This is a genomic window from Achromobacter sp. MFA1 R4, from assembly GCF_900156745.1.
In the GTDB taxonomy this organism is placed as follows: Bacteria; Pseudomonadota; Gammaproteobacteria; order Burkholderiales; family Burkholderiaceae_B; genus Achromobacter.
Genome location: NZ_LT707065.1, coordinates 1,388,765 through 1,407,975, shown reverse-complemented (window position 1 = coordinate 1,407,975; position 19,211 = coordinate 1,388,765). Strand labels below are relative to the sequence as shown.

Below are 19,211 nucleotides of genomic sequence, written 5' to 3'. Positions count from 1 at the left end.
AGACCCGGTATCGGACCCCCGAATTGTACCGGTAGAGTTCGGCATGCCGTCATTTCCAGGCGTTTTGAACTGTTTACGTGGTTGATTATGAAGCCGGTTGTCATCAAGAATTGCAGGATCCTCAATACCCGAACCTTGGCCCTCGAAAGCGCCGCGACCGTGCTGGTCCAGGACGGTCTGATCACCCGGATCGGCGGCGATGAGCCCGCCCCGGCGGATGCGCAGGTGGTGGATGCCAAGGGCATGACCTTGATGCCCGGCATGATCGACTGCCACGTGCACGTGGTGGCGTCGTCGTTCAACCTGGGCCGCGTCGCGGCCCTGCCCAACGCCCTGGCGCTGCTGCGCGCGCTGCCCATCATGCAGGGCATGCTGGACCGCGGCTTCACGTCGGTGCGCGACGCGGGCGGCGCGGATTGGGCGCTGGCCCAGGCCGTGCTGGACGGCACCATCGACGGCCCGCGCCTCTTCTGCTCGGGCAAGGCCCTGTCCCAGACGGGCGGCCATGGCGACTTCCGCCCGCGCAACGACGAGCTCGACCCGTGCCCCTGCTCGGTCAAGATCGGCAACATCGGCCGCGTGGTCGACGGCGTGGACAATTGCCGTCTGGCTGTGCGCGAGGAAATCCTCAAGGGCGCCACGCAGATCAAGGTCATGGCGTCCGGCGGCGTGGCTTCGCCCAATGATCCGATCCAGAACCTGGGCTTCTCCGAGGCCGAGCTGATCGCCATCGTGGAAGAAGCCAGCAACGCCAGCACCTACGTCATGGCCCATGCCTATACGCCGCGCGCCATCACGCGCGCCGTGCGTTGCGGCGTGCGCACCATCGAGCACGGCAACCTGGTCGACCGCGAGGCCGCGCAGGTGATGAAGGAACACGGCGCCTATATGGTGCCCACGCTGATCACCTACGAAGGCCTGGCCAACGACGGCGAGCGCTATGGCCTGCCGCTGGACTCGGTGAAAAAGATCGCCACCGTGCGCACGCAGGGCCTGACCGCGCTGGAGATCCTGGACGACGTCGGCGTGAAGATGGGCTACGGCAGCGACCTGCTGGGCGAAACCCACTACATGCAGTCCGACGAACTGGTGCTGCGCAGCCGCGTGCTGGGCAACGCCAAGGTCATCCAGCAGGCGACCCTGATCGGCGCCGAGATCCTCAACCAGCAGGGCCTCTTGGGCGAAGTGTGCGAAGGCGCCTACGCCGACCTGCTGCTGATCGACGGCAATCCGCTGGATGACATCGCGCTGCTCACCCAACCCGATTCGATCAAGCTGATCATGAATCGCGGCCTGCTGCACAAGAACGCCTGCTGACGTTCACCTTCTTCTTTACTCCGGAAATTCCCATCATGTATTCCGTATCCGACCGCCTGGAGCGGCTGCCCTTCAGCAGCTTCCACTTCCGGCTGCTGTTGATCGGCGGCCTCGGGCTTGCCTTTGAAGCCCTGGACGCTGGCATCATTGCCTTCATCATCCCCTCGCTGCGCACGCAGTGGGGCCTGACCACCGGCCAGATCGGCTGGATCGCCAGCAGCACCTACGTCGGCTTCCTCGTCGGCGCGCTGTTCTCCGGCATCCTGGGCGACCGCTACGGCCGCAAGAAGATCATGATGTGGGCCCTGCTGCTGTTCTGCGTGGCCACGTTCTTCAACGCGTTCGCGCGCAACTATCACGAGTTCTACATCCTGCGCATGATTGCCGGCATCGGCATGGGCGCCGAAGGCGCCATCATCGCGCCCTACCTGGCCGAGTTCGTCAGCAGCAAGTACCGCGGCCGTTTCACGGGCGCGCTGGCGGGCTTTTTCTCGTTCGGCTTCGTGCTGTCGGCGCTGCTGGGCTACTTCATCGTTCCGATGAGCGATGACGGCTGGCGCTGGATCATGATCATCGCGTCGGTGCCCGTCATCTTCCTGCTGTGGTGGCGCAAGTCGCTGTTCGAATCGCCACGCTGGCTCGAACACACCGGCCAGACCGCCGAAGCCAATCGCATCTGCGAAGTTATCGAAGCCGAAGTGCAGCAGAGCACCGGCCGTCCGCTGCCCAAGCCGGTCGCGACGCGCAAGGCCGCGCCGACGCCCGCCGACCAGCAGACCGCGATGGCCAAGCTGGCGTCGCTGTTCTCCCAGCAATACCTGGGCACGACCGTGCTGGTGTGGGTGTTCTGGATCACCGTGCTGTTCTGCTACTACGCCTTCCTGGTGTGGATCCCCAGCCTGCTGGTGGAACGCGGCTTCACGATCACCAAGAGCTTCTCGTACACCATCCTGATCTATCTGTCGCAGATCCCCGGCTACTTCTCGGCCGCCTACTTCAACGACCGGATCGGACGCAAGTACACCATCCTGGCCTACATGCTGCTGTCGTGCCTGTCCGCGCTGGGCCTTGCCCTGGCCAGCGGCGAGCACCAGATCATCATGCTGAGCATGCTGCTGTCCTTCGGCATGAACGGCGTCATCGCCGGCCAGTACACGTACACCGCCGAAATCTATCCCACGTCGATCCGCGCGACCGGCATGGGCGCGGCCTCGGCCTTCGCCCGCATCGGTTCGATCGCGTCGCCGACCATCGTGGGCGTGGCGTATCCGGTGCTGGGCTTTGCCGGCGTGTTCGCCATGATGACCGCCATCCTGCTGGTCGGCGGGCTGGGCATCCTGTTCTACGGCAAGAACACGCGCGGCGTCGTGCTCGAGGAGATCAACGCATGACGGCGGCATCCGTCCTGGCGCTGGGCCCGCTGGCGGCCCACGCCCGCAAGCTGGGCCTGGCCGCAGATCGCGAGGCGCAGTGGAGCGCGATCTCGGCCTTGCTCGAAGCAGCCTTCGGCCACAAGCTGTTCACCGCGCTCGTACACCTGGAAGCGCACCGCCTGATGAAGCGGCTGCATACGTCCGACGAAAGCATCAGTCCGCTGGGCGGCTTCAAGGCCACCGGCAACGGCCCGTGGTCGCGGCTGGTGCTGCAGGAAGGGCAGATCTACGTGGCCAGCAACGAAGACGACGTGCGCACGGTGTTTTCCGAGGCCCCGATGCTGATCGAACGCGGCCTGCAATCGGCCTTCAACATCCCCGTGCGGCACGAGGGGCGTGTCATCGGCTCGCTCAACATGCTGGGCGCCCGCCATGCGTACGACAACGCCGACCACGACCTGGCCGCCGTGATCGGTGGGTTGTGCGCACCGGTCTTCATCGAAGAAATGCGGGCCGCGCAGGCAGCCGCCGAGGCCGTGGACCGGTCGGCGCTGGATAGCGTGTGATCGACTGAAAAGTGGTGCGCCGTCACAAGGCCGTGACGGCGTCTTGCGGGCCGCTCCATCGAGCGGCCCTCTTTTTTTGAGGAGCCGGGGTTTATGCCGGGCGGGGGGTGCGAATCACCAGCGCCACGCCCGCCAGCACCAGCGTCGACGCGATCACCAGCACGCCCGTCAACGGCTCGTCCAGAAACAGCGTGCCGCCAAATGCCGCCAGCACCGGCACGCTGAGCTGCACGGTGGCGGCGCGCGTCACGCTCAACTGTTTCAGCGCGGCATACCAGAGGATGTATCCCAGGCCCGACGTCACCGCGCCGGACGCGACGGCGTAGGCAGCGCCTGTCGCGTCGAAGCGGGTATGCGACGCCGCCAACTGCGCGGCGAACAGCGCTAGCGCCACCGGCGTGGCGCGGATGAAGTTGCCGGCGGTTGCCGCTGCCGGATGCTTCGTGCCGCGCCCGAGCAGCGAATACACGCTCCACGCGACGCCCGACACGATCATCAGGAACCCGTAGAACAATGGCGGCGCGCCCATGCCGGGCAGCATCAGGGCCACCAGGCCGGCGATTGCGAGGGTGATGCCCATGCCTTGCACCGCGGACAGCCTCTCGCCGATCAGGAAGCCATACAGGACCATGCTGATCTGGATCGCCCCGAACAGCAGCAGCGCGCCGGTCCCGGCAGGAATATGCGTATAGGCAAAAGAAAACGCCAGCGCATATGCAAACAGGGCCAGCGCGCCCGCCCAGGTGCCTTCGAGGCGCGAGCGGTCGCGGCGGGCGCGCAGCACCAGCCACAGCATCAAGGCGCCGGACCCGATGCGCAGGGCGACAAACGTCGTGGGATCGATGGCCGTCTGCGTAAGCGCAACCCGGCACAGCAGGGAATTGCCGGCAAAGGCCAGCATGGCGAAAAGGGTCAGGGCGAACAGGCGCAATGTCATGGCGCGGGCCTTCCAATGACCGCTGCGAGGCGCCAGCCGGCGCCGGTTACCGCACGGCCACGGCGGCCTCGCGGAACCGCTGCACCAGCGGGGAACCGTCTTCGGAACGATACGCCAGCAGGACCTGGCTTTGGGCGTCGGGCGTGTCCAGTTCACGATAGGCCACGCCGGGGATGCCCGTCTTCATGTAGGTATCCGGCAGGATGGAAATGCCCATGCCCGCCGCCACCAGGCCGATGATGGTCGCGCCTTCGCGGGCCTCCTGGCCCACTTGCGGCGCAAAGCCCGCGCGGCTGGCCAGCACGCCCACGTGGTCGAACAGGCCGCAGCCCAGTCCGCGGGGAAACAGGATAAAAGACTCGTCCGCCAGGTCCGTCATGGACAGCGGCGCGCTGCGCCGCGCCAACGGATGCGATTGCGGCAGGGCGGCCATCAGGCGGTCGGTCCAGAGCGGCACCGTTGCAATGTTGGGCGGCGCAACGAACAGGATCGACGGCCGCAGAAATCCCACGTCGATGTCCTTGGACGCCAGTGCGCGCAATTGCTGGCCGGTGGACTGGTGGCTCAGGTCCACGCCCACGCCGGGAAAGTCCGTGCGGAACGCGTGAACGATGCGGGGAAAGGCCTCGAACATCGGCACCGACGCGGTGAATGCCACGCGGATTTCGCCGGTTTCGCCCAGCGCCGATTGCCGCACGACTTCGCCGGCCCGTTCCAGGTGGGCCAGCGCCCGGCGCGCCTGCTCCAGGAACAGCGCGCCGGCCTGCGTCAGTTCCACGCTGCGGCTCGTGCGCGTCAGCAGGGGCGACCCCAGTTCTTCCTCCAGGGCCTTGATCTGCAGGCTGAGCGGCGGCTGGCTGACGTGCAGCCTGCGGGCGGCCTGGCTGAAGCTCAGTTCCTCGGCGACGGCGACGAAGTAGCGCAGTTGGCGGAAATCCATATCGATTTGGAAAGCAAATAGATCGTCATGAAAAACGGTATTGGACGATATGAGTGTACTCCGCGCATCATGCCGCCATACCCACACCGATAACTAGACAGACAGGAGACATTCATGAAGGCTTTCGTCCCGTCGCGGCCTCGCCGCGCCCTGGTCACCGCCGCGGGTTTGGGCGCGCTGCTCGCCGCCGCCGCGCTGGCGCCGCTGCCGGCCGCCGCCCAGGCCGCCTTTCCCGACAAGCCGATCCGCATCGTCGTGCCGTACGCCGCGGGCGGCGGCGTGGACATCGTCACCCGCCTCGTCAGCCAGAAAATGGGCGAGGCCCTCAAGCAGACCATCATCGTCGACAACCGCCCTGGCGCGGCCACCAACATCGGCATGGACATGGTTGCCCGGGCCCAGGCCGACGGCTACACCCTGCTGACGGCCTCCAACACGCTGGCCGCCAACGGCGCCCTGTTCTCCAAGCTGACGTTCGATCCCGCCCACGATTTCACGCCGGTCGGCGCGATCGGCTACGCCCCGCTGGCCGTGGTGGTGCCCATCCAGTCGCCCTTCAAGACCTTGAAGGACCTGACCGACTACGGCCGCGCAAATCCCGACAAGCTGACCTATGCGTCGGCGGGCAACGGCAGCTCGGGCCACCTGGCCAGCGAACTGCTCAAGCGCGAAAGCGGCATGAAGGCGCTGCACGTGCCCTACAAGGGCGGCTCGCCGGCGGTCACGGACCTGTTGGGACAGCGCATCTCCTTCATGTCCATCAACCCGCTCGAAGTCGTCTCGCACGTCAAGGCGGGCAAGCTGCGCGCCTTGGCCGTGCTGGACGACGAACCGGCCGCCATGCTGCCCGAGGTGCCCACGGTGGTCTCGCAGGGCTTGCCGGGCGCGATGGCGACGGTGTGGTGGGGCCTGATCGGTCCCAAGGATCTGCCGCCCGAGGTCACTGCCAAGCTCAACGCCGCGCTGCAGGCCGCACTGAAAGACCCCGACGTCAAAAAGCGTTTTGGCGAAATGGGCGCGGTCGTCACGCCGGGCACGGACAAACAGTTCGGCGCGTTCGTCGCGGCGGAAACCACCAAATGGACCAAGGTCATCCAGGACGCGGGCATCAAGGCGGACTAGACGCGCCCGCGCCGGCACGGCGCCGCGCGGCGGCGCGTGCCGGCTTTCATGCATAGAGGAATTGAAATGGAACGGCAAAAGAACGGGCTGGTCGTCAGCGCACACTCCGCGGATTTCGTCTGGCGCGCGGGCGGCGCCATCGCCCTGTACGCCAAGCGCGGCTGGAAGATGACCGTGGTGTGCCTGTCGTTCGGCGAGCGTGGCGAATCCGCCAAGCTGTGGAAGCAGCCCGGCATGACGCTGGAAAAAGTGAAGGCAGACCGCCGCGACGAAGCGCGCCTTGCGGCCGACATCCTGGGCGCGGACATCCGCTTCATGGATTGCGGCGACTATCCGCTGCGCGTGTCGGACGAGGCGCTCTTTGAACTGGTCGACGTCTATCGCGAGCTGCAGCCGGAATTCGTGCTGACCCACTCGCAAAAAGACCCCTACAACTTCGACCACCCGCTGGCCACGCACGTCGCGCAGGAAGCCCGCGTGATCGCGCAGGCGCACGGCCACCATCCCGAACAGGCGGTATTGGGCGCACCGCCCGTGTTCCTGTTCGAGCCGCATCAGCCCGAACAATGCGAATGGAAGCCCGAGGTCCTGCTGGACATCTCCGAGGTCTGGGACCAGAAGCGCCGCGCCTTTGAAACCATGGCCGCGCAGGAACACCTGTGGGAGTACTACACGCGCGTCGCCCTGCAGCGCGGTGTCCAGGCCTCGCGCAACTCGAACTTGAAGATCCAGTACGCCGAAGGCTACCAGCGCGTGTTTCCCCAAGTCACCGGGGAACTGGCATGAGCGTTGCCGTCAGGAACATCGCGCGCGCCGACAGCGCGGTCATCGCGCGCCTGGCGTCGGCCGGCGTCGCGACCGCGCACGAAGCCCAGCAGCGCACGGGGCTGTTGCAGCCCTACCTTCGCCCCATCTACGCCGGCGCGTCCATCGCCGGCAGCGCCGTCACCGTCCTGGCCCAGCCGGGCGACAACTGGATGCTGCACGTCGCCATTGAACTCTGCCGGCCTGGGGATATCGTGGTGGTGGCCTGTGCGTCTTCCAGCGAAGACGGCATGTTCGGCGAACTGCTGGCCACCTCGATGCGCGCACGCGGCGTGCAGGGGCTGGTCATCGACGCCGGCTGCCGCGACGTCGCGGCGCTGAAGGATATGCCGTTTCCCGTGTGGTCCAAGTGCGTATCGGCCAAGGGCACGGTCAAGGCCACGCCCGGGTCGGTGAACGTGCCGGTGGTGTGCGCGGGCGCGCTGGTGCAGCCGGGCGACGTCGTGATCGCCGACGACGACGGTGTGTGCATCGTGCCGCGTGCCCGGGCGGCGGAAGTTGCCGACGCGTGCGACGCGCGGCTGGTCAATGAGGCGGCCAAGCGCAAGCGGCTGGCGGCAGGGGAATTGGGGTTGGATATCTACGGGATGCGGGACAAGCTGGCGGCCGCCGGCCTGGTGTACGTGGACAGCCAAGTCGGCAAGTAACGACAGGGCGGGCGCCTGCGCCTTGCTGTCAGCGCCGGCCCTGCGCGTCCACCGGGCCCGTCACCGTAATCACCAACGGCACGCCGTTGATTTCGCGCGGCAGTCGCGCCGCCACGCCGGAATCCGTTACCCCCACCGCAAGCGCCTCTTCTCCAGGACGCCCGGTGGTGACGCCGACCGAGACGACGCCCGGCGTAGCGAGCAGCCGCGACTCTTCGGTGGCAAGCAATTGTTCAACCTTGCCGCTTGCCTGCGTCTGGCCCGGGTTGAATTGGACGGGGCCGGCGCCGGAGAAGTCGGGCCCTGGTTTTGGTGTGTCGCTCATGGCTCCCACTCCTCTTGGTCTGGTCAACGCTGCGAAATCGGCCGCCCCGGTGAGGGGCAGGGCGGCCGGAACCTCGATCAGGGCAGCAGCCTGATGTTCAGTGCGGAAAACACGGACGCGATCGGGTTGGCAAACGTCGTCCCACCGCCGCCCGCGAACAGCAGCGCGACGGGCCGCACGCCGGAGGCCCAATGCCAGATCAGCGATCCGGAATCGCCGCCCGCCGAGAACGGATTGGCGTTCACCGACTGGATGGCGATCTGGTTGCGGAACAGCGCCACGCGGCCGCCGCCGTAGTTCACGTTAACCGACACGCCGATCTGTGTCACGCGGCCCTGGGTAAGCCCCGTGGTGCGGCCGCTCTTGCCGACGATCATGCCGAGCGAGGCGGCCAACGCCGCCGTGCCGGTGCGGTAATACGCGGCGCTGCCGCCCGACAGGTAGTACTGCTCGCCGCGGATGCGCTCGTGCCAGGCCCAGCCGAAGGCCGCGTCCACGAAATTCGCCGCGCCGCCAAAGTTGATCGGCACCCAGCGCGCCAGCACGGCAATCTGGTCCCCCGGATGGCGTCCGCCATCCGCCGTGCCTGGCTGGATGATGCTGTCGTTCACGCTGGCAACGTTGGAATTGGCCAGCACGTGGTTGTTACTGAGGATCAGGTGCCGATTGGTCCACGGCGCCGTCAGGCCGATCGCCCGGCTTCCGAGCGTGCCTGCCGTGACATTCACGTGTCCCACCGACACCCCGCCCGGCGCCGGACGATGCCGCGCGCGGTGCGAATAAGCGTCCACGACGCCCACCGGCACCTGCTGCACCGGCACGGTCGATAGCGACCGCGTGCCGGCCGCCTGGGCTACCTGGCCAAGCACCGCCTCCTGCGGCATGGCGCTCTCGGTAAAGATGGTCAGCACCGGCTCACCGGGGCCGCCCGCGCCAAACGTGACGTTGGTCGGGTCCGGCAAGCCGATCCCGACGCCGACGATTCCTTCGGACGAAGGGGTCTCGGAGAAGGTTCGGAATTCGCCGGACGCGGTCAGCAACTGCGCTTCGATCGCGTCCCGCAGCGCCAGCAGGTCGTCCGACACGCCTGCCTCGGCAAAAACGGCTTGTTGTTCCGCCTCTTGGCTCAGCGCTTCGAGCCCGGCGGCGTCAGAGTCCGGGTTCTCGGGCGCCCCGGAAGCGGACTTGCCGGTGGCCGGCCCGCCTTCGTCTTCTTCGCCCGGGTTGTCCACCCGTGGGGTGTTGTTGTTCTTTCCTGACATGACAGTGTCCTCCAACTATATGAGTAAGCGTTAGATAGAACCGTGCAGAACTTCCATGAGGTCATGAGTCGCCCCGCGGCCTTTGGGGCCGCGCCTGGCGCTTGAAGCCCGATTCGCACTGTCACTGCGGCGGGCGGCCAATGGGCGGTAAAGGACCTTTCGATTGCTCCTTGAGGTTGATGGCCGATGAGGCCAGATAAAAGCAGCCCCACCCCGCAAGCGAACCTTGCGGTTGGCAGTCTGCGGATCGGGGCTGGAGAGGAATGTCGCGGGGTGTCCGGCAGGGCAGGTAACCAGGCCCGGCGGCCCGCGCGATGGACGGATTGCCAGGCATGGGAAGCGACTGGATTCCGGGGCGGACTAAGCCTTTTGGGCGTTGATGCGAGCCATTATTTGGCTGCGTTCAGCGCTTGGGTATGGGCAAACTTTGGTATGGACAAGCGAAGGCTGATGCGGGTGGATGAGATCCGGATGAGGGCCGGCGTTACGGTGTTCCGGCCACGCCATCCAGATAAACCCCGTAGAAAATACTAATAAGAATGCTTATCATGCTCGTTTTATAAAAAAATGAGCGGGGTGGGCAGTGGGTAAAGCAATCAAAGGCCGTCAAGGGGCGCAATGGCGCGTCGCCATGACCATGAAGCAGGCATTGGCGGGCAGCGCCGCGCTGTATGCCGCATCGTTATCGGCCCAGACCGCCGACCCTGACCCCGCCAAGATCACCGTACTTCCCACCGTCACCGTCACCAGCGCGCCCGTCGCCCTGGGCGAGGCGCCCGCGCCCATCGCAGGCGGCCAGATCGGCGGCGGCGCCCGCATGGGCATTTTGGGCAACACGTCCGTCATGGACACGCCTTTCAGTGTCACCAGCTACACCGCCCAGACCATCGAGAACGAACAAGCCCGCTCCGTGGCCGACGTCGCCACCCTGGATCCCGCCGTCCGCATGAGCAGCGCGCGGTCGAACATCAACGAAGACCTCACCATCCGCGGATTCAATGTGCCGACCGCGGACTTCGCATTCAACGGCATGTTCGGGCTGTCGCCGTACTGGCGCGCCCCGGTCGAAACCCTGGAGCGCGTCGAAATCATCAAGGGACCGTCAGCGGCGCTCTTTGGCATGACGCCGGGCGGCAGCGTCGGGGGCGTCGTCAACCTGGTGCCCAAGCGCGCCACCGACGACCCCATCACCCGCGTGACGGGCAGCGTCATGTCCGATTCCGTCTTCGGCGTCCATGCGGACGTCGGCCGCCGCTTCGGCCCGGACAACGCGTTCGGCATCCGCGTGAACGCGATGCTGCGCGACGGCGACACGCCGATCAAAGACCAATCCGCGCGCGAATCGCTGGGATCCGTCGCGCTGGACTACCGCGGTGAAAGACTGCGTTCGTCCCTGGATCTGCTCTGGCAAAAGGAACGTATCGACAACGTCGTGCGCCAGTTCCAGCTTGGCCCGGACCTGACCTCGATTCCCCAGGCGCCCAGCAACAAGAATCCATACCCCGGCCTGGGCTGGAGCGACGGCCGCAATGGCGCCGGCGTGTTCAAGGTCGAATACGACCTCACCGACAACCTCACCGCCTACGCCGGCTATGGCCAGCGCAAGCTGAACTGGGACGCCTTCGCTGCGAACCCTGTCCTGCAGAACACGCAGGGCGACTACTCCTTCTTTGGCGGATGGCAACGGATGACGGTGGACAGCAAGTCCACCGAAGCGGGCCTGCGCGGCAACTTCAAGACCGGCCCGGTCAGCCACAAGGTCGCCTTCAGCTACACACTGCTGGACCAGGACTCCAAGCTGGGCTTCTACACCGGCTTCCCGCCCGGCAACTCCAACATCTACGCGGGCAACACCTTCGACACGCCGTCCATCTCCGGTATCAGCAATCCCCTGAACCGCTACCAGAGCACCAAGCTCACGAGCTATGCGCTGGCCGACACCCTGGGATTCATGGACGACCGCCTGCTGCTGACCCTGGGCGCGCGCCGGCAGAACGTGCAAGGCCAGAACTACAACTTCATGAACGGCGAGCCCAGCGGCCCGCGCTACGACAAGAGCGCCACCACGCCCTTGGCCGGCGTCGTCTTCAAGGTGCGGCCAGACGTCTCGGTCTACGCCAGCTACGTCGAAGGCCTGTCCCAAGGCGACACCGCGCCCACCAGCGCCGCCATCACCAACCCGGGCGAAACCCTGGCGCCCTTCAAATCCAAGCAAAAGGAAATCGGCGTCAAATACAACCTGAACGACGACATGCTGGCCACCGTCGCGCTCTTCGAACTGACGCGCCCCAGCTCCGGCATCTCCGGCAACACCTTCGGAGAGTTCGGCGAACAGCGCAATCGCGGCGTCGAGGCCAGCTTTGCCGGCGAAGTCACGAAGGGCGTGCGCCTCCTGGGCGGCATCAGCTACATCGACGCCGTCATCAACAAGGCCGTCACGCCCGACCTGCAGGGCAACAAGGCCATCGGCGTGCCCGACTGGCAATTCAACCTGGGCGCCGAATGGGACACGCCCTTCGTCCCAGGCCTGACGCTGTTGGGCCGCGTCATCTACACCGACAGGACGTATGCCGACGCCGACAACACCCTGTCGGTCCCAAGCTGGACCCGCGTCGACGCCGGCGCCCGCTACGAAACCAGGATCAGCGGCACCCCCGTCACCTTCCGCTTCAACGTCGAAAACCTCTTCAACCGGAACTACTGGGGCACGGCCACCGCCGGCTACCTGTTCGTCGGCTCGCCGCGCACCTACACGCTCTCGACCAGCATCGCCTTCTAAGGAGGCCCCCATGTCCACGCAAACCTGGTCCTGGATACACAAGTGGAGCAGCCTGGTCTGCACGGTCTTCATGCTGCTGTTGTGCCTGACCGGGCTGCCGCTGATCTTCCACGAAGAGATCGAGCACCTGTCCGGCGTGGTCGAAGCCCCGCCCATGCCGGCCGGCACCCCCAATGCCAGCATGGACCGAATCGCCCAGACCGCCCTGGAGCGCCGCCCGGGCGAGGTCATCCGCTACATGTTCTGGGACCAGGACGAGCATCCCGACATCACCTACGTCTCGATGGCCAGCGCCGTCGACGCGCCGCCGGAAGAGAACAACGCCGTCGTCATCGACTCGCGCACGGCCAAAGTCCTGGACGAACCGGCCACCGACGAAGGCTTCATGTACATCATGCTCAAGCTGCATACGGACATGTTCGCGGGTCTTCCGGGCATGCTGTTCCTGGGTGCGATGGGCCTGTTGATGGTCGTCGCCATCGTCTCGGGTGTGGTGCTGTACTACCCCTTCATGCGCCGCCTCAAGTTCGGCGCGTTGCGCACCCGGCGCAGTACCCGCGTCAAATGGCTGGACTGGCACAACCTGCTCGGCATCGTCACCGTCGTATGGCTGCTGGTCGTCGGCATCACGGGCAGCATCAACACCTTGAACCGCGTCGTGCTGAGCCTGTGGCAGATGGACCAGATGGCGGAAATGACCGCGCCTTTCCGCGGCCTGCCGCCCGTCACGCAGCCCGCGCATTTGGAAGACTCCTTCCGCACGGCCCGCGCCGCGGTGCCGGACATGGCGGTGAGCCTGGTGGCGTTTCCGGGAACGATGTTCTCCAGTCCGCACCACTACACGTTCTTCATGAAGGGCAACACGCCGGTGACCTCACGGCTGCTCAAGCCGGCGCTGGTGGATGCCACCAATGGCAAGCTCACCGATACGCGGGAAATGCCCTGGTACGTGAAGACCCTGTTCCTGTCGCAGCCGCTGCATTTTGGGGATTACGGCGGCCTGCCGTTGAAGATTCTGTGGGCGCTGCTGGATATCTTTGCGATCGTGGTGCTGGGCAGCGGGTTGTATCTGTGGCTGCGCAAACCCAAGGCCGCCACGGCTTCCCGGCCGCAGGCGGAGGACGGCACGGAGACTGCCAATGCACTGCGCCAAGGGGATCGTCAGGGGGCCGCGCAATGAACAAGACCTATGAATCCCGCGGCGTGCGTACCGAACGCCTGCAATCGGCGGGCGAGGTGTTCCGGGTGCCGATCTGGCTGGGCATCGCGTCGGTTGTCGGGCTGGTGTCTGCGCTGTTGGGGGATGGGGTGTGGGATGGGGTGTCTTGGGGGGCGATTCTGATGCCGGTTGTGGCGGTGTGGTGGGCTTGGCGGCGGCGGGGGGGATAGGAGCGTCGACGAGAACCCTGGCTTGCGCGCTTGTCAGCATTTCGGACGATGCTGATATTGCCAGCGCAGCACCTTCGCTAGATTGAGGACTTTGATGGGGAAGGGGTAAGTGCCTTCTTGCTCCTTGGTCCGGCAAACGCGCCGTACGACCTCATTGGAAACAGTTGTTCGACCAACGTCGCCGATGTGTTGGAAATGGTTGGCGTATTGGCGCACGACCCGAGGTTTAAGTGGGATGCGGCCGCAACGACGGCTGTAAGTCCGAAAGAAGTTCTAATCATTGTGTCGCGGTCCCCGCGCATGAGACGGCGAAACGTTTACCCAAAAACGAAATGAAATCCTTGGTGGCTGCCTTGGCAATAATTGCTGTGTTGCTTGGTGCATGTTCAGATGCCCCGACGGGAAGATGGCAAGTCATCGCGCCTGTTGAGGTGTATGCAGACAACGATGATGTCGCGCCCGTCGTCTTTCAATTGCAGCCGGGTGACTTCTGTGCGCTGGGCGATGCATGGAGCTACCAAAAGGTCTACCGGTTCAAGCGGGTTTCTTGCGCAAAAGGGGAGGGCTGGGTGTCCACCGACAGTCAGTTTGTGCAAAGCCCAGAGCTACCGCCAGAAGTCTGAAGCCACCTGCCGGTCGAGCCGCGTCTGCGCATCTGAGCATGGATTTACTCCGTCAGCCGCACCTGCACAGGCGCAAACCCCGCGCGCCGCTTCCAGGTGAGCAGGCCTTCTCCGCCATGTTCCAGCGCCCCATACCAAATGGCGCGTGCGCCGCGAGCCGGCGGCGTGTCGGCGTCCAGCAGCCATTGCGCGATGTGCGAGTGCATCAGCAGCATGACGCCGTCAGCCAAAAAATCGCGGTGTCCCATCAGGTCCAGGTAGTGGACCAGTTCGCCCGCGCGCGCGAGCTTGGTGTAGGCCACCAGCCGCTCGGGCGTCTGAAGGTTGCCATTGCGATGACCGGGCGTGTCGATGAAGACGCCCCACCAGATAGTCCAATGGGTATCGCAGGCTGGCGGTTTCCAAGGTTGGAGCTCTTCCGTTTGCCGTCCGATATGTTCGGGCCGCAATAGCCAGCGTGCCAGCACCGGACCGCCACTGCGCACCGCCATCGAGGTCTTGATGGCGTGCACGTCATGGACGTGGTTGGCCAGCGCGAAAGGGCGCACCCGATATCCCATGCGCCCGGCGCGGCGGATCTTCGTCATGTTGCGCGAAGACAGGCCTCGCAACTGTTGTTCCAATCCCTTTGCATCACCGCAGGCCTGCAGATCCAGCATCATCGGCGTGGCGCCGCGGCCAAGCGCGTGCATGTCATAGCGCTGCGCCACGCGCCGCATGCGCGTCAGCGCCTGGGCGGAACCCGATCCCGATGCCCGGCCTGCCTCCAGGTCTAGCGTCATCGACGCCGGAGTGCCTCCCCACAAGTGCAAGCGTGCCGATTTACGGCGCCGCACCAGGATGGGATCCAGCACCCCATAGTAAATACGCATCAAAAAGGCGATCGCGTTCATTCGGGTCCGCGTTGAGAGGGCAAAACCCGAGGAGTGTAAGTGAATATGGGGTTGGGGAGCTACGCCACCACGAAACGCGCCGGTTGTGGCCATGTCGTCGCTGTAAATCCTGGCGATAACTGCCGGTATCGCTGCGGATTGCGACTAGCCCTGACCCCAACCGGCACGTGCGCCGATCAACGCTTGCGCGCGGTCAGCCAATCGATGGGCTGGAGCGCCCGGTCGACGATACGCACTTCACCGATGCTGCCAAAGAAGCCATCGGCACGTGCGCCGTCCCACGAACCGGCGCCGATGATCCACGGCATGTTTGCCGCAAGCGTCGCCAGTCCGGGGGCGTCGGAGGTGTTGCGCAGCACGGGCGCGCCTTCCACGTAGAGAATGGTCTCGTGCGTGGTGTCGTCGTTCACGACGGCAACGTGCATCCACTTGTCAGGGATGATCTCGCCAGACCAGTTGGCCTTGGCGCCGCGCGTTCCAGCGGTATCGGGCACCACTTCCCACTGGATCTCGCGCAGGCTCGACACCGCGAACAGCAACGGCGGCGACTCCGGGTCTCCCCCGGAAAAGCCCGGCAGGTCGCCGCGCTTGCCGTCGCGCGTCATGATGTTCATCCACGCATGCTTGGACGCGACCCAATCGCGGTCGATCTTGATGAACGCTTCCACCGTGTAGCCGTTGGGCGCGGTCTGGCCATTGATGACGGCCGCGGCGTCCGTGGCGAAGTAACTCATCCGCGCCGTGTTCTTGTCGGTGTTCAGAAAGCGCACCGACCCGGGAGCGGCCGAAAGGTAATGGTGATCGTCGGACCACACAACGTCGCCCAATTGCGCACCGGCCACGCCATCGATGTTCAAGGGCGCGCGGCGCATGGGGTTCATGCCCGTGCGGTCGGCAATCAACTCACCCACGGGGACAGGCTGACCATCCGCGCCGCCAAAGAAGCGCCAGTGCGCCAGCGTGCCCGAGACCTGCGGGTAGTCTTCACTGTCGGCGGCAGGCTTTTGCTCCGCGGCAACCGGATCCGTGTAGTTCGCAAGAATCAACGCGCGCGCCTGATCGATCAGCGCGGTATGCGAGGGCGTGGCCGCCTTGAATTCCTTGTTGAAGCCGCCAAAGCGCTTGGCGAAATCCATCTTGATGGTGAACTGTTCATTGGCGGCCGTCAGGATGGCCTGGTCGAACGTGTTCAGCGTTTCCTTCGGCTTCTGCGGCACCCAGGGCGAAAACGACAGCACCCGGATCTCATTGTTGGTGAGGTCGAATTCGTAAAGGCGCATCAGGCCGTTGCCGCCCTGGTAAGCCATCTGGTAGTCCACCACCATTTCCTCGACGGCGTTGCCGAACGCATTCGTCTTGGTCAGGTGCGCGGCGCCGTGATAGTGCCCGTTGAGCGTCATGAAGATCTGATCGTTGTCGCGGATCAGCTTGTCCCACAGCATCAGCCCGTAGGGCACTTCAAGCGGCGTGACGCCGTCTTTATCGATATTCAGCAGTTGGTGATTGACCAGGATGACCGGCAACGAGGGATTCGCGCGGATGACCTGATTGGCCCACGTCAGCGCGTCATCGGAAATGCGCCACGACAACGACAGCACCATGAACTTCTGGCCTTCGGCTTCGAACACGTGGTACTCGTGAAACCCACTGGGATCGCGTCCGCCAAAAGTGGCCTGCTGTTTGGCGCGATCGGCGCTGAAGGTCTGCAGATACGGCTCGGCGGCCAGATTGCGCTGGGCATCCGTAGCGCTGGCTTGACTGCTGGCATCGACGTAGTCGCGGTCCAGGATCACGTCGTGGTTGCCGGCCAGGATCGAGTACGGCACCTTGGCGTCTTCCAGAATCGCCATCGCCGCGTCGGCCACCTTCCACTGATCGGGCTTGCCCTGCTGGTCGACGACATCGCCCAGGTGGGCCAGGAACGGAATGCTGAGCGACTTGGCATGGTCCGCCACCCACTGCGTCTGCGCCTTGTACGGCTCGCTGCCGTACTTGCGCATGAACTGCTGGTTCTCGGCGTCCGTCGCGTAGCGGGAGTAGAACTGCGTGTCGGGTAGGACTGCGACGGCGAAGCTGGAGATGTTGACGGGCTGCGGTTGCGGTTCGGGCTGGGGTTGGGGTTGTTGTCCGGGCGTCTCGGGCGTCGAGGTGTCATCGTCGTCGTCGCTGGAGCAGGCCGAGAGCAGAAGCGAACCGCTTACGGGCAGCAGCGTGGCGCCAAAGCCAGCCTTGAGCAGGCTGCGCCGCCGCGGATCTGTGGCGGCCGGCAGTGTCGAAGGGGTGTTGGCAATATCGAGTTTGCCGTCTTGCTTGTCTTGCTTGTCGTGCGCCATCTGTGTCGCCCTGTGGGAAAAGCGGGAAGCTTAGGAAGGGCGGGTGACGGGATGATGAATGTTCAGGTGTTGGGGAGATGACCATTCAAATACGGTCATGGCCGCGGGCGAACATTGCCGCCCTGCATCCGATGCCGTGCGCGGCCGTGACGGCGGGGGCGGTCTTGATGTCTTCGGCAATAGCGGGTGCGCGAAGCACTCGTCTCAGACGCCGCTGATGGGCTGGGGGCGATAGTCCTTGAATGATGGGGGATTCTGCTTTCGTAAGGTCGCCCCAATGCCGGACTATGCAGCCGCTCTAGATGCTGAGCCCTCCTATGTGTGGGACGGAGCTTCCCCACTGTCGCCCGCCCTTTTTCAATTCTTGCCGCCCAGCGTGCCTGAAGGGGCGCAGCCCATTCACGATGAGGCCCTGGACGCGATCATTGGGTATCGAATAGGCTTTGGCGGCGTATTTCGGACCTACGACCTTTTGGGGGAGCTGCAATCCATTGACGAATTGCCCCTGGAAGCGCCGCTGATCGACCCCCTGGATGCGGTCGTTCTAGCGGGAACAGCGTGGAAGCTAGGGTCCAGGCTGGTTCGAGGGGCCGTGCTGGCGCGATCGGGTGTAACTGTTAGCCAAACAGTCTTGATACCCTTGCGGGCGAAATATTTTGCGCTGGCAAGAAGAGATCTGCGCTTCATGGCTGCTCCGCTGGCCAATATGAAAAAACCAGAACGATTTGTTCCCGTGCATATACTCAGGCTGGCAATTTTGCATGGCAAGCGTACACCTGATCCAAAAGGAACTGCTGGATTTTTTATGTACAGGATCAAGGTCATGTTTCGAGGGAAGCCATACGAGTTGGAGGTCTTGCTTTATGAACGTGAATACACCATTGTGCATTTCTTGTACGAGCAAATTAAAAAATGAGCTCTGTCACGATCACCCCTCTTCATACTATCTCGCCAGCTCGAGTGGAGGTCATCTGGGAAGCCTCCAGCCAGAATCTATGCTGCACGATTGAGTATCCTGAGAAGGCGCCCGTCGGCCAAGGATCGACCGCACTACGCGATTTTGTGGATGCGAAATGGCCGCTCCCGCGCCCTCGCCGCATGATTGTCGGTGGTGAGTTTTCCATGGTCCTCGATTCAGAGGGGCGTCTTCACGACTTCGATATCCGCACTGAATTAACACAGCGGGTTCTTCACCCCATCGCCCCATGCGATGCCGATTACATGGAGCCATATATTCAGGCGAGCTTTGACGAGGGCGGCGACGCGGAATGCTCCCCGATTGAAGAAGCGCTGTATGACCCTGCCCAAGGCATCGTCTGTCTCAGTTGGGGGGCGGCTGACCGCTGGTGCAACATCGCGCCGACGTTGGCGTTAGGACTCGCAGCAGATGGAAAGCTCATGAAGATTCAACTAAGCGAGTTTTGGCCGCGAGTGCCGAAGGCCCGGTCGTAAAGCGGATAGCGGCGGCTGAAGTTCAAACATCTATCCTGCCGGCCATTCTGGTAATTGTGGTGGCCCTCTGCGGCTGTTCAGATGAGCCCAATGGGCGATGGAGGGCTAATGCGCCAGTTGACGTTTCGATAAGGCATTCGGGTTCGAGCGCGTTTCATATGAGCAGGCTGGTCTGCGATCCCGTATAAGACAGCGCCTATAGTCAACAAAAGCTGTTGCAACTAGCCTTGGTCAGGAACCGCGCCCCACCCGCATATGCACAAACTAGCTCTTACTGTCTTTCTCGTGACTGCTTTCCATCCATTGGCTGCGATGGCTGCCGCCGATGCCAATGTTCAGAGTGAACGTGAGCTGCGCAACGAATGTTCGGGTGAAATAACCGGGGTTAGGGAATGCCTCCAGAAGAAGGCGGAGGAAAGTGAGGTCTA

Annotated in this window: 18 protein-coding genes; 12 read left to right on the top strand and 6 right to left on the bottom strand. The window is 64.3% G+C overall.

Annotated elements, in window-relative coordinates; all coding sequences use genetic code 11:
• Window positions 1-87 precede the first annotated feature (87 nt).
• From BXA00_RS06350 to BXA00_RS06340, 3 genes are read left to right on the top strand one after another with little or no spacing between them, the layout of a single operon-like run.
• Window positions 88-1,317: an amidohydrolase family protein gene (locus tag BXA00_RS06350; protein WP_076517190.1), complete on the top strand. Its 1,230-nt coding sequence runs from the start codon at window positions 88-90 to the stop codon at window positions 1,315-1,317.
• Window positions 1,318-1,352: 35 nt separating this feature from the next.
• On the top strand, window positions 1,353-2,708 hold the full coding sequence (locus BXA00_RS06345; RefSeq protein ID WP_076517188.1) for an MFS transporter: 1,356 nt from the start codon (window positions 1,353-1,355) through the stop codon (window positions 2,706-2,708).
• Window positions 2,705-3,256, top strand: a complete 552-nt coding sequence (locus tag BXA00_RS06340; protein WP_076517187.1) for a GAF domain-containing protein — start codon at window positions 2,705-2,707, stop codon at window positions 3,254-3,256. Before BXA00_RS06345 ends, BXA00_RS06340 begins: the two co-directional genes overlap by 4 nt.
• Before the next feature lie 91 nt (window positions 3,257-3,347).
• Here the strand turns inward: BXA00_RS06340 and BXA00_RS06335 are convergent, their stop codons facing one another.
• Together BXA00_RS06335 and BXA00_RS06330 are read right to left on the bottom strand one after the other, a co-directional pair.
• Window positions 3,348-4,193 (bottom strand): DMT family transporter, encoded by an 846-nt coding sequence (locus BXA00_RS06335; RefSeq protein WP_076517186.1) that lies wholly within the window; start codon window positions 4,191-4,193, stop codon window positions 3,348-3,350.
• A 46-nt stretch (window positions 4,194-4,239) separates the two neighbouring features.
• Window positions 4,240-5,133: a LysR family transcriptional regulator gene (locus BXA00_RS06330; protein WP_076517184.1), complete on the bottom strand. Its 894-nt coding sequence runs from the start codon at window positions 5,131-5,133 to the stop codon at window positions 4,240-4,242.
• Between the two features lie 114 nt (window positions 5,134-5,247).
• Here BXA00_RS06330 and BXA00_RS06325 point away from each other — a divergent pair, with 114 nt between their 5' ends.
• The 3 genes from BXA00_RS06325 (at window position 5,248) to BXA00_RS06315 (ending at window position 7,727) form a co-directional block, all read left to right on the top strand.
• Window positions 5,248-6,255: a tripartite tricarboxylate transporter substrate binding protein gene (locus BXA00_RS06325; protein WP_076517182.1), complete on the top strand. Its 1,008-nt coding sequence runs from the start codon at window positions 5,248-5,250 to the stop codon at window positions 6,253-6,255.
• 66 nt (window positions 6,256-6,321) lie between these two features.
• Complete coding sequence (locus BXA00_RS06320; protein WP_076517180.1) at window positions 6,322-7,041, top strand: PIG-L deacetylase family protein; 720 nt, start codon at window positions 6,322-6,324, stop codon at window positions 7,039-7,041.
• Window positions 7,038-7,727, top strand: coding sequence for a 4-carboxy-4-hydroxy-2-oxoadipate aldolase/oxaloacetate decarboxylase (locus tag BXA00_RS06315; RefSeq protein ID WP_076517178.1), 690 nt, complete (start codon window positions 7,038-7,040; stop codon window positions 7,725-7,727). Before BXA00_RS06320 ends, BXA00_RS06315 begins: the two co-directional genes overlap by 4 nt.
• A 28-nt stretch (window positions 7,728-7,755) precedes the next feature.
• On the opposite strand, the gene BXA00_RS06310 is transcribed toward BXA00_RS06315, so the two are convergent.
• Together BXA00_RS06310 and BXA00_RS06305 are read right to left on the bottom strand one after the other, a co-directional pair.
• A complete protein-coding gene (locus BXA00_RS06310) occupies window positions 7,756-8,052 on the bottom strand; it encodes a hypothetical protein (RefSeq protein WP_076517176.1) in 297 nt (98 codons plus the stop codon).
• Window positions 8,053-8,129: 77 nt separating this feature from the next.
• The gene (locus BXA00_RS06305) at window positions 8,130-9,314 is read right to left on the bottom strand and encodes a S1 family peptidase (RefSeq protein WP_231952220.1); all 1,185 of its coding nucleotides are present in this window, start codon (window positions 9,312-9,314) and stop codon (window positions 8,130-8,132) included.
• A gap of 631 nt (window positions 9,315-9,945) precedes the next feature.
• Here BXA00_RS06305 and BXA00_RS06300 point away from each other — a divergent pair.
• The 4 genes from BXA00_RS06300 to BXA00_RS28785 all read left to right on the top strand — a co-directional run bounded on the left by BXA00_RS06300 (window position 9,946) and on the right by BXA00_RS28785 (window position 14,105).
• Window positions 9,946-12,093, top strand: coding sequence for a TonB-dependent siderophore receptor (locus BXA00_RS06300; protein WP_076517173.1), 2,148 nt, complete (start codon window positions 9,946-9,948; stop codon window positions 12,091-12,093).
• A 10-nt stretch (window positions 12,094-12,103) separates the two neighbouring features.
• Complete coding sequence (locus BXA00_RS06295; RefSeq protein WP_076517171.1) at window positions 12,104-13,273, top strand: PepSY domain-containing protein; 1,170 nt, start codon at window positions 12,104-12,106, stop codon at window positions 13,271-13,273.
• Entirely contained in the window at window positions 13,270-13,482 is a 213-nt protein-coding gene (locus BXA00_RS06290) for a hypothetical protein (protein ID WP_076517169.1), read from the top strand. Before BXA00_RS06295 ends, BXA00_RS06290 begins: the two co-directional genes overlap by 4 nt.
• Before the next feature lie 332 nt (window positions 13,483-13,814).
• The gene (locus BXA00_RS28785) at window positions 13,815-14,105 is read left to right on the top strand and encodes a hypothetical protein (RefSeq protein ID WP_156902761.1); all 291 of its coding nucleotides are present in this window, start codon (window positions 13,815-13,817) and stop codon (window positions 14,103-14,105) included.
• Between the two features lie 44 nt (window positions 14,106-14,149).
• On the opposite strand, the gene BXA00_RS06280 is transcribed toward BXA00_RS28785, so the two are convergent.
• Both BXA00_RS06280 and BXA00_RS06275 read right to left on the bottom strand, forming a co-directional pair.
• The gene (locus BXA00_RS06280; RefSeq protein WP_076517167.1) at window positions 14,150-14,887 is read right to left on the bottom strand and encodes a hypothetical protein; all 738 of its coding nucleotides are present in this window, start codon (window positions 14,885-14,887) and stop codon (window positions 14,150-14,152) included.
• A 287-nt stretch (window positions 14,888-15,174) separates the two neighbouring features.
• Window positions 15,175-17,331, bottom strand: coding sequence for a LamG-like jellyroll fold domain-containing protein (locus tag BXA00_RS06275; protein ID WP_076517165.1), 2,157 nt, complete (start codon window positions 17,329-17,331; stop codon window positions 15,175-15,177).
• Window positions 17,332-17,608: 277 nt separating this feature from the next.
• On the opposite strand from BXA00_RS06275, the gene BXA00_RS28780 reads away from it, so the two are divergent.
• Together BXA00_RS28780 and BXA00_RS06265 are read left to right on the top strand one after the other, a co-directional pair.
• Window positions 17,609-18,247, top strand: coding sequence for a hypothetical protein (locus tag BXA00_RS28780; RefSeq protein ID WP_156902760.1), 639 nt, complete (start codon window positions 17,609-17,611; stop codon window positions 18,245-18,247).
• Window positions 18,244-18,783 (top strand): hypothetical protein, encoded by a 540-nt coding sequence (locus BXA00_RS06265; RefSeq protein ID WP_156902759.1) that lies wholly within the window; start codon window positions 18,244-18,246, stop codon window positions 18,781-18,783. Before BXA00_RS28780 ends, BXA00_RS06265 begins: the two co-directional genes overlap by 4 nt.
• Window positions 18,784-19,211: the final 428 nt, after the last annotated feature.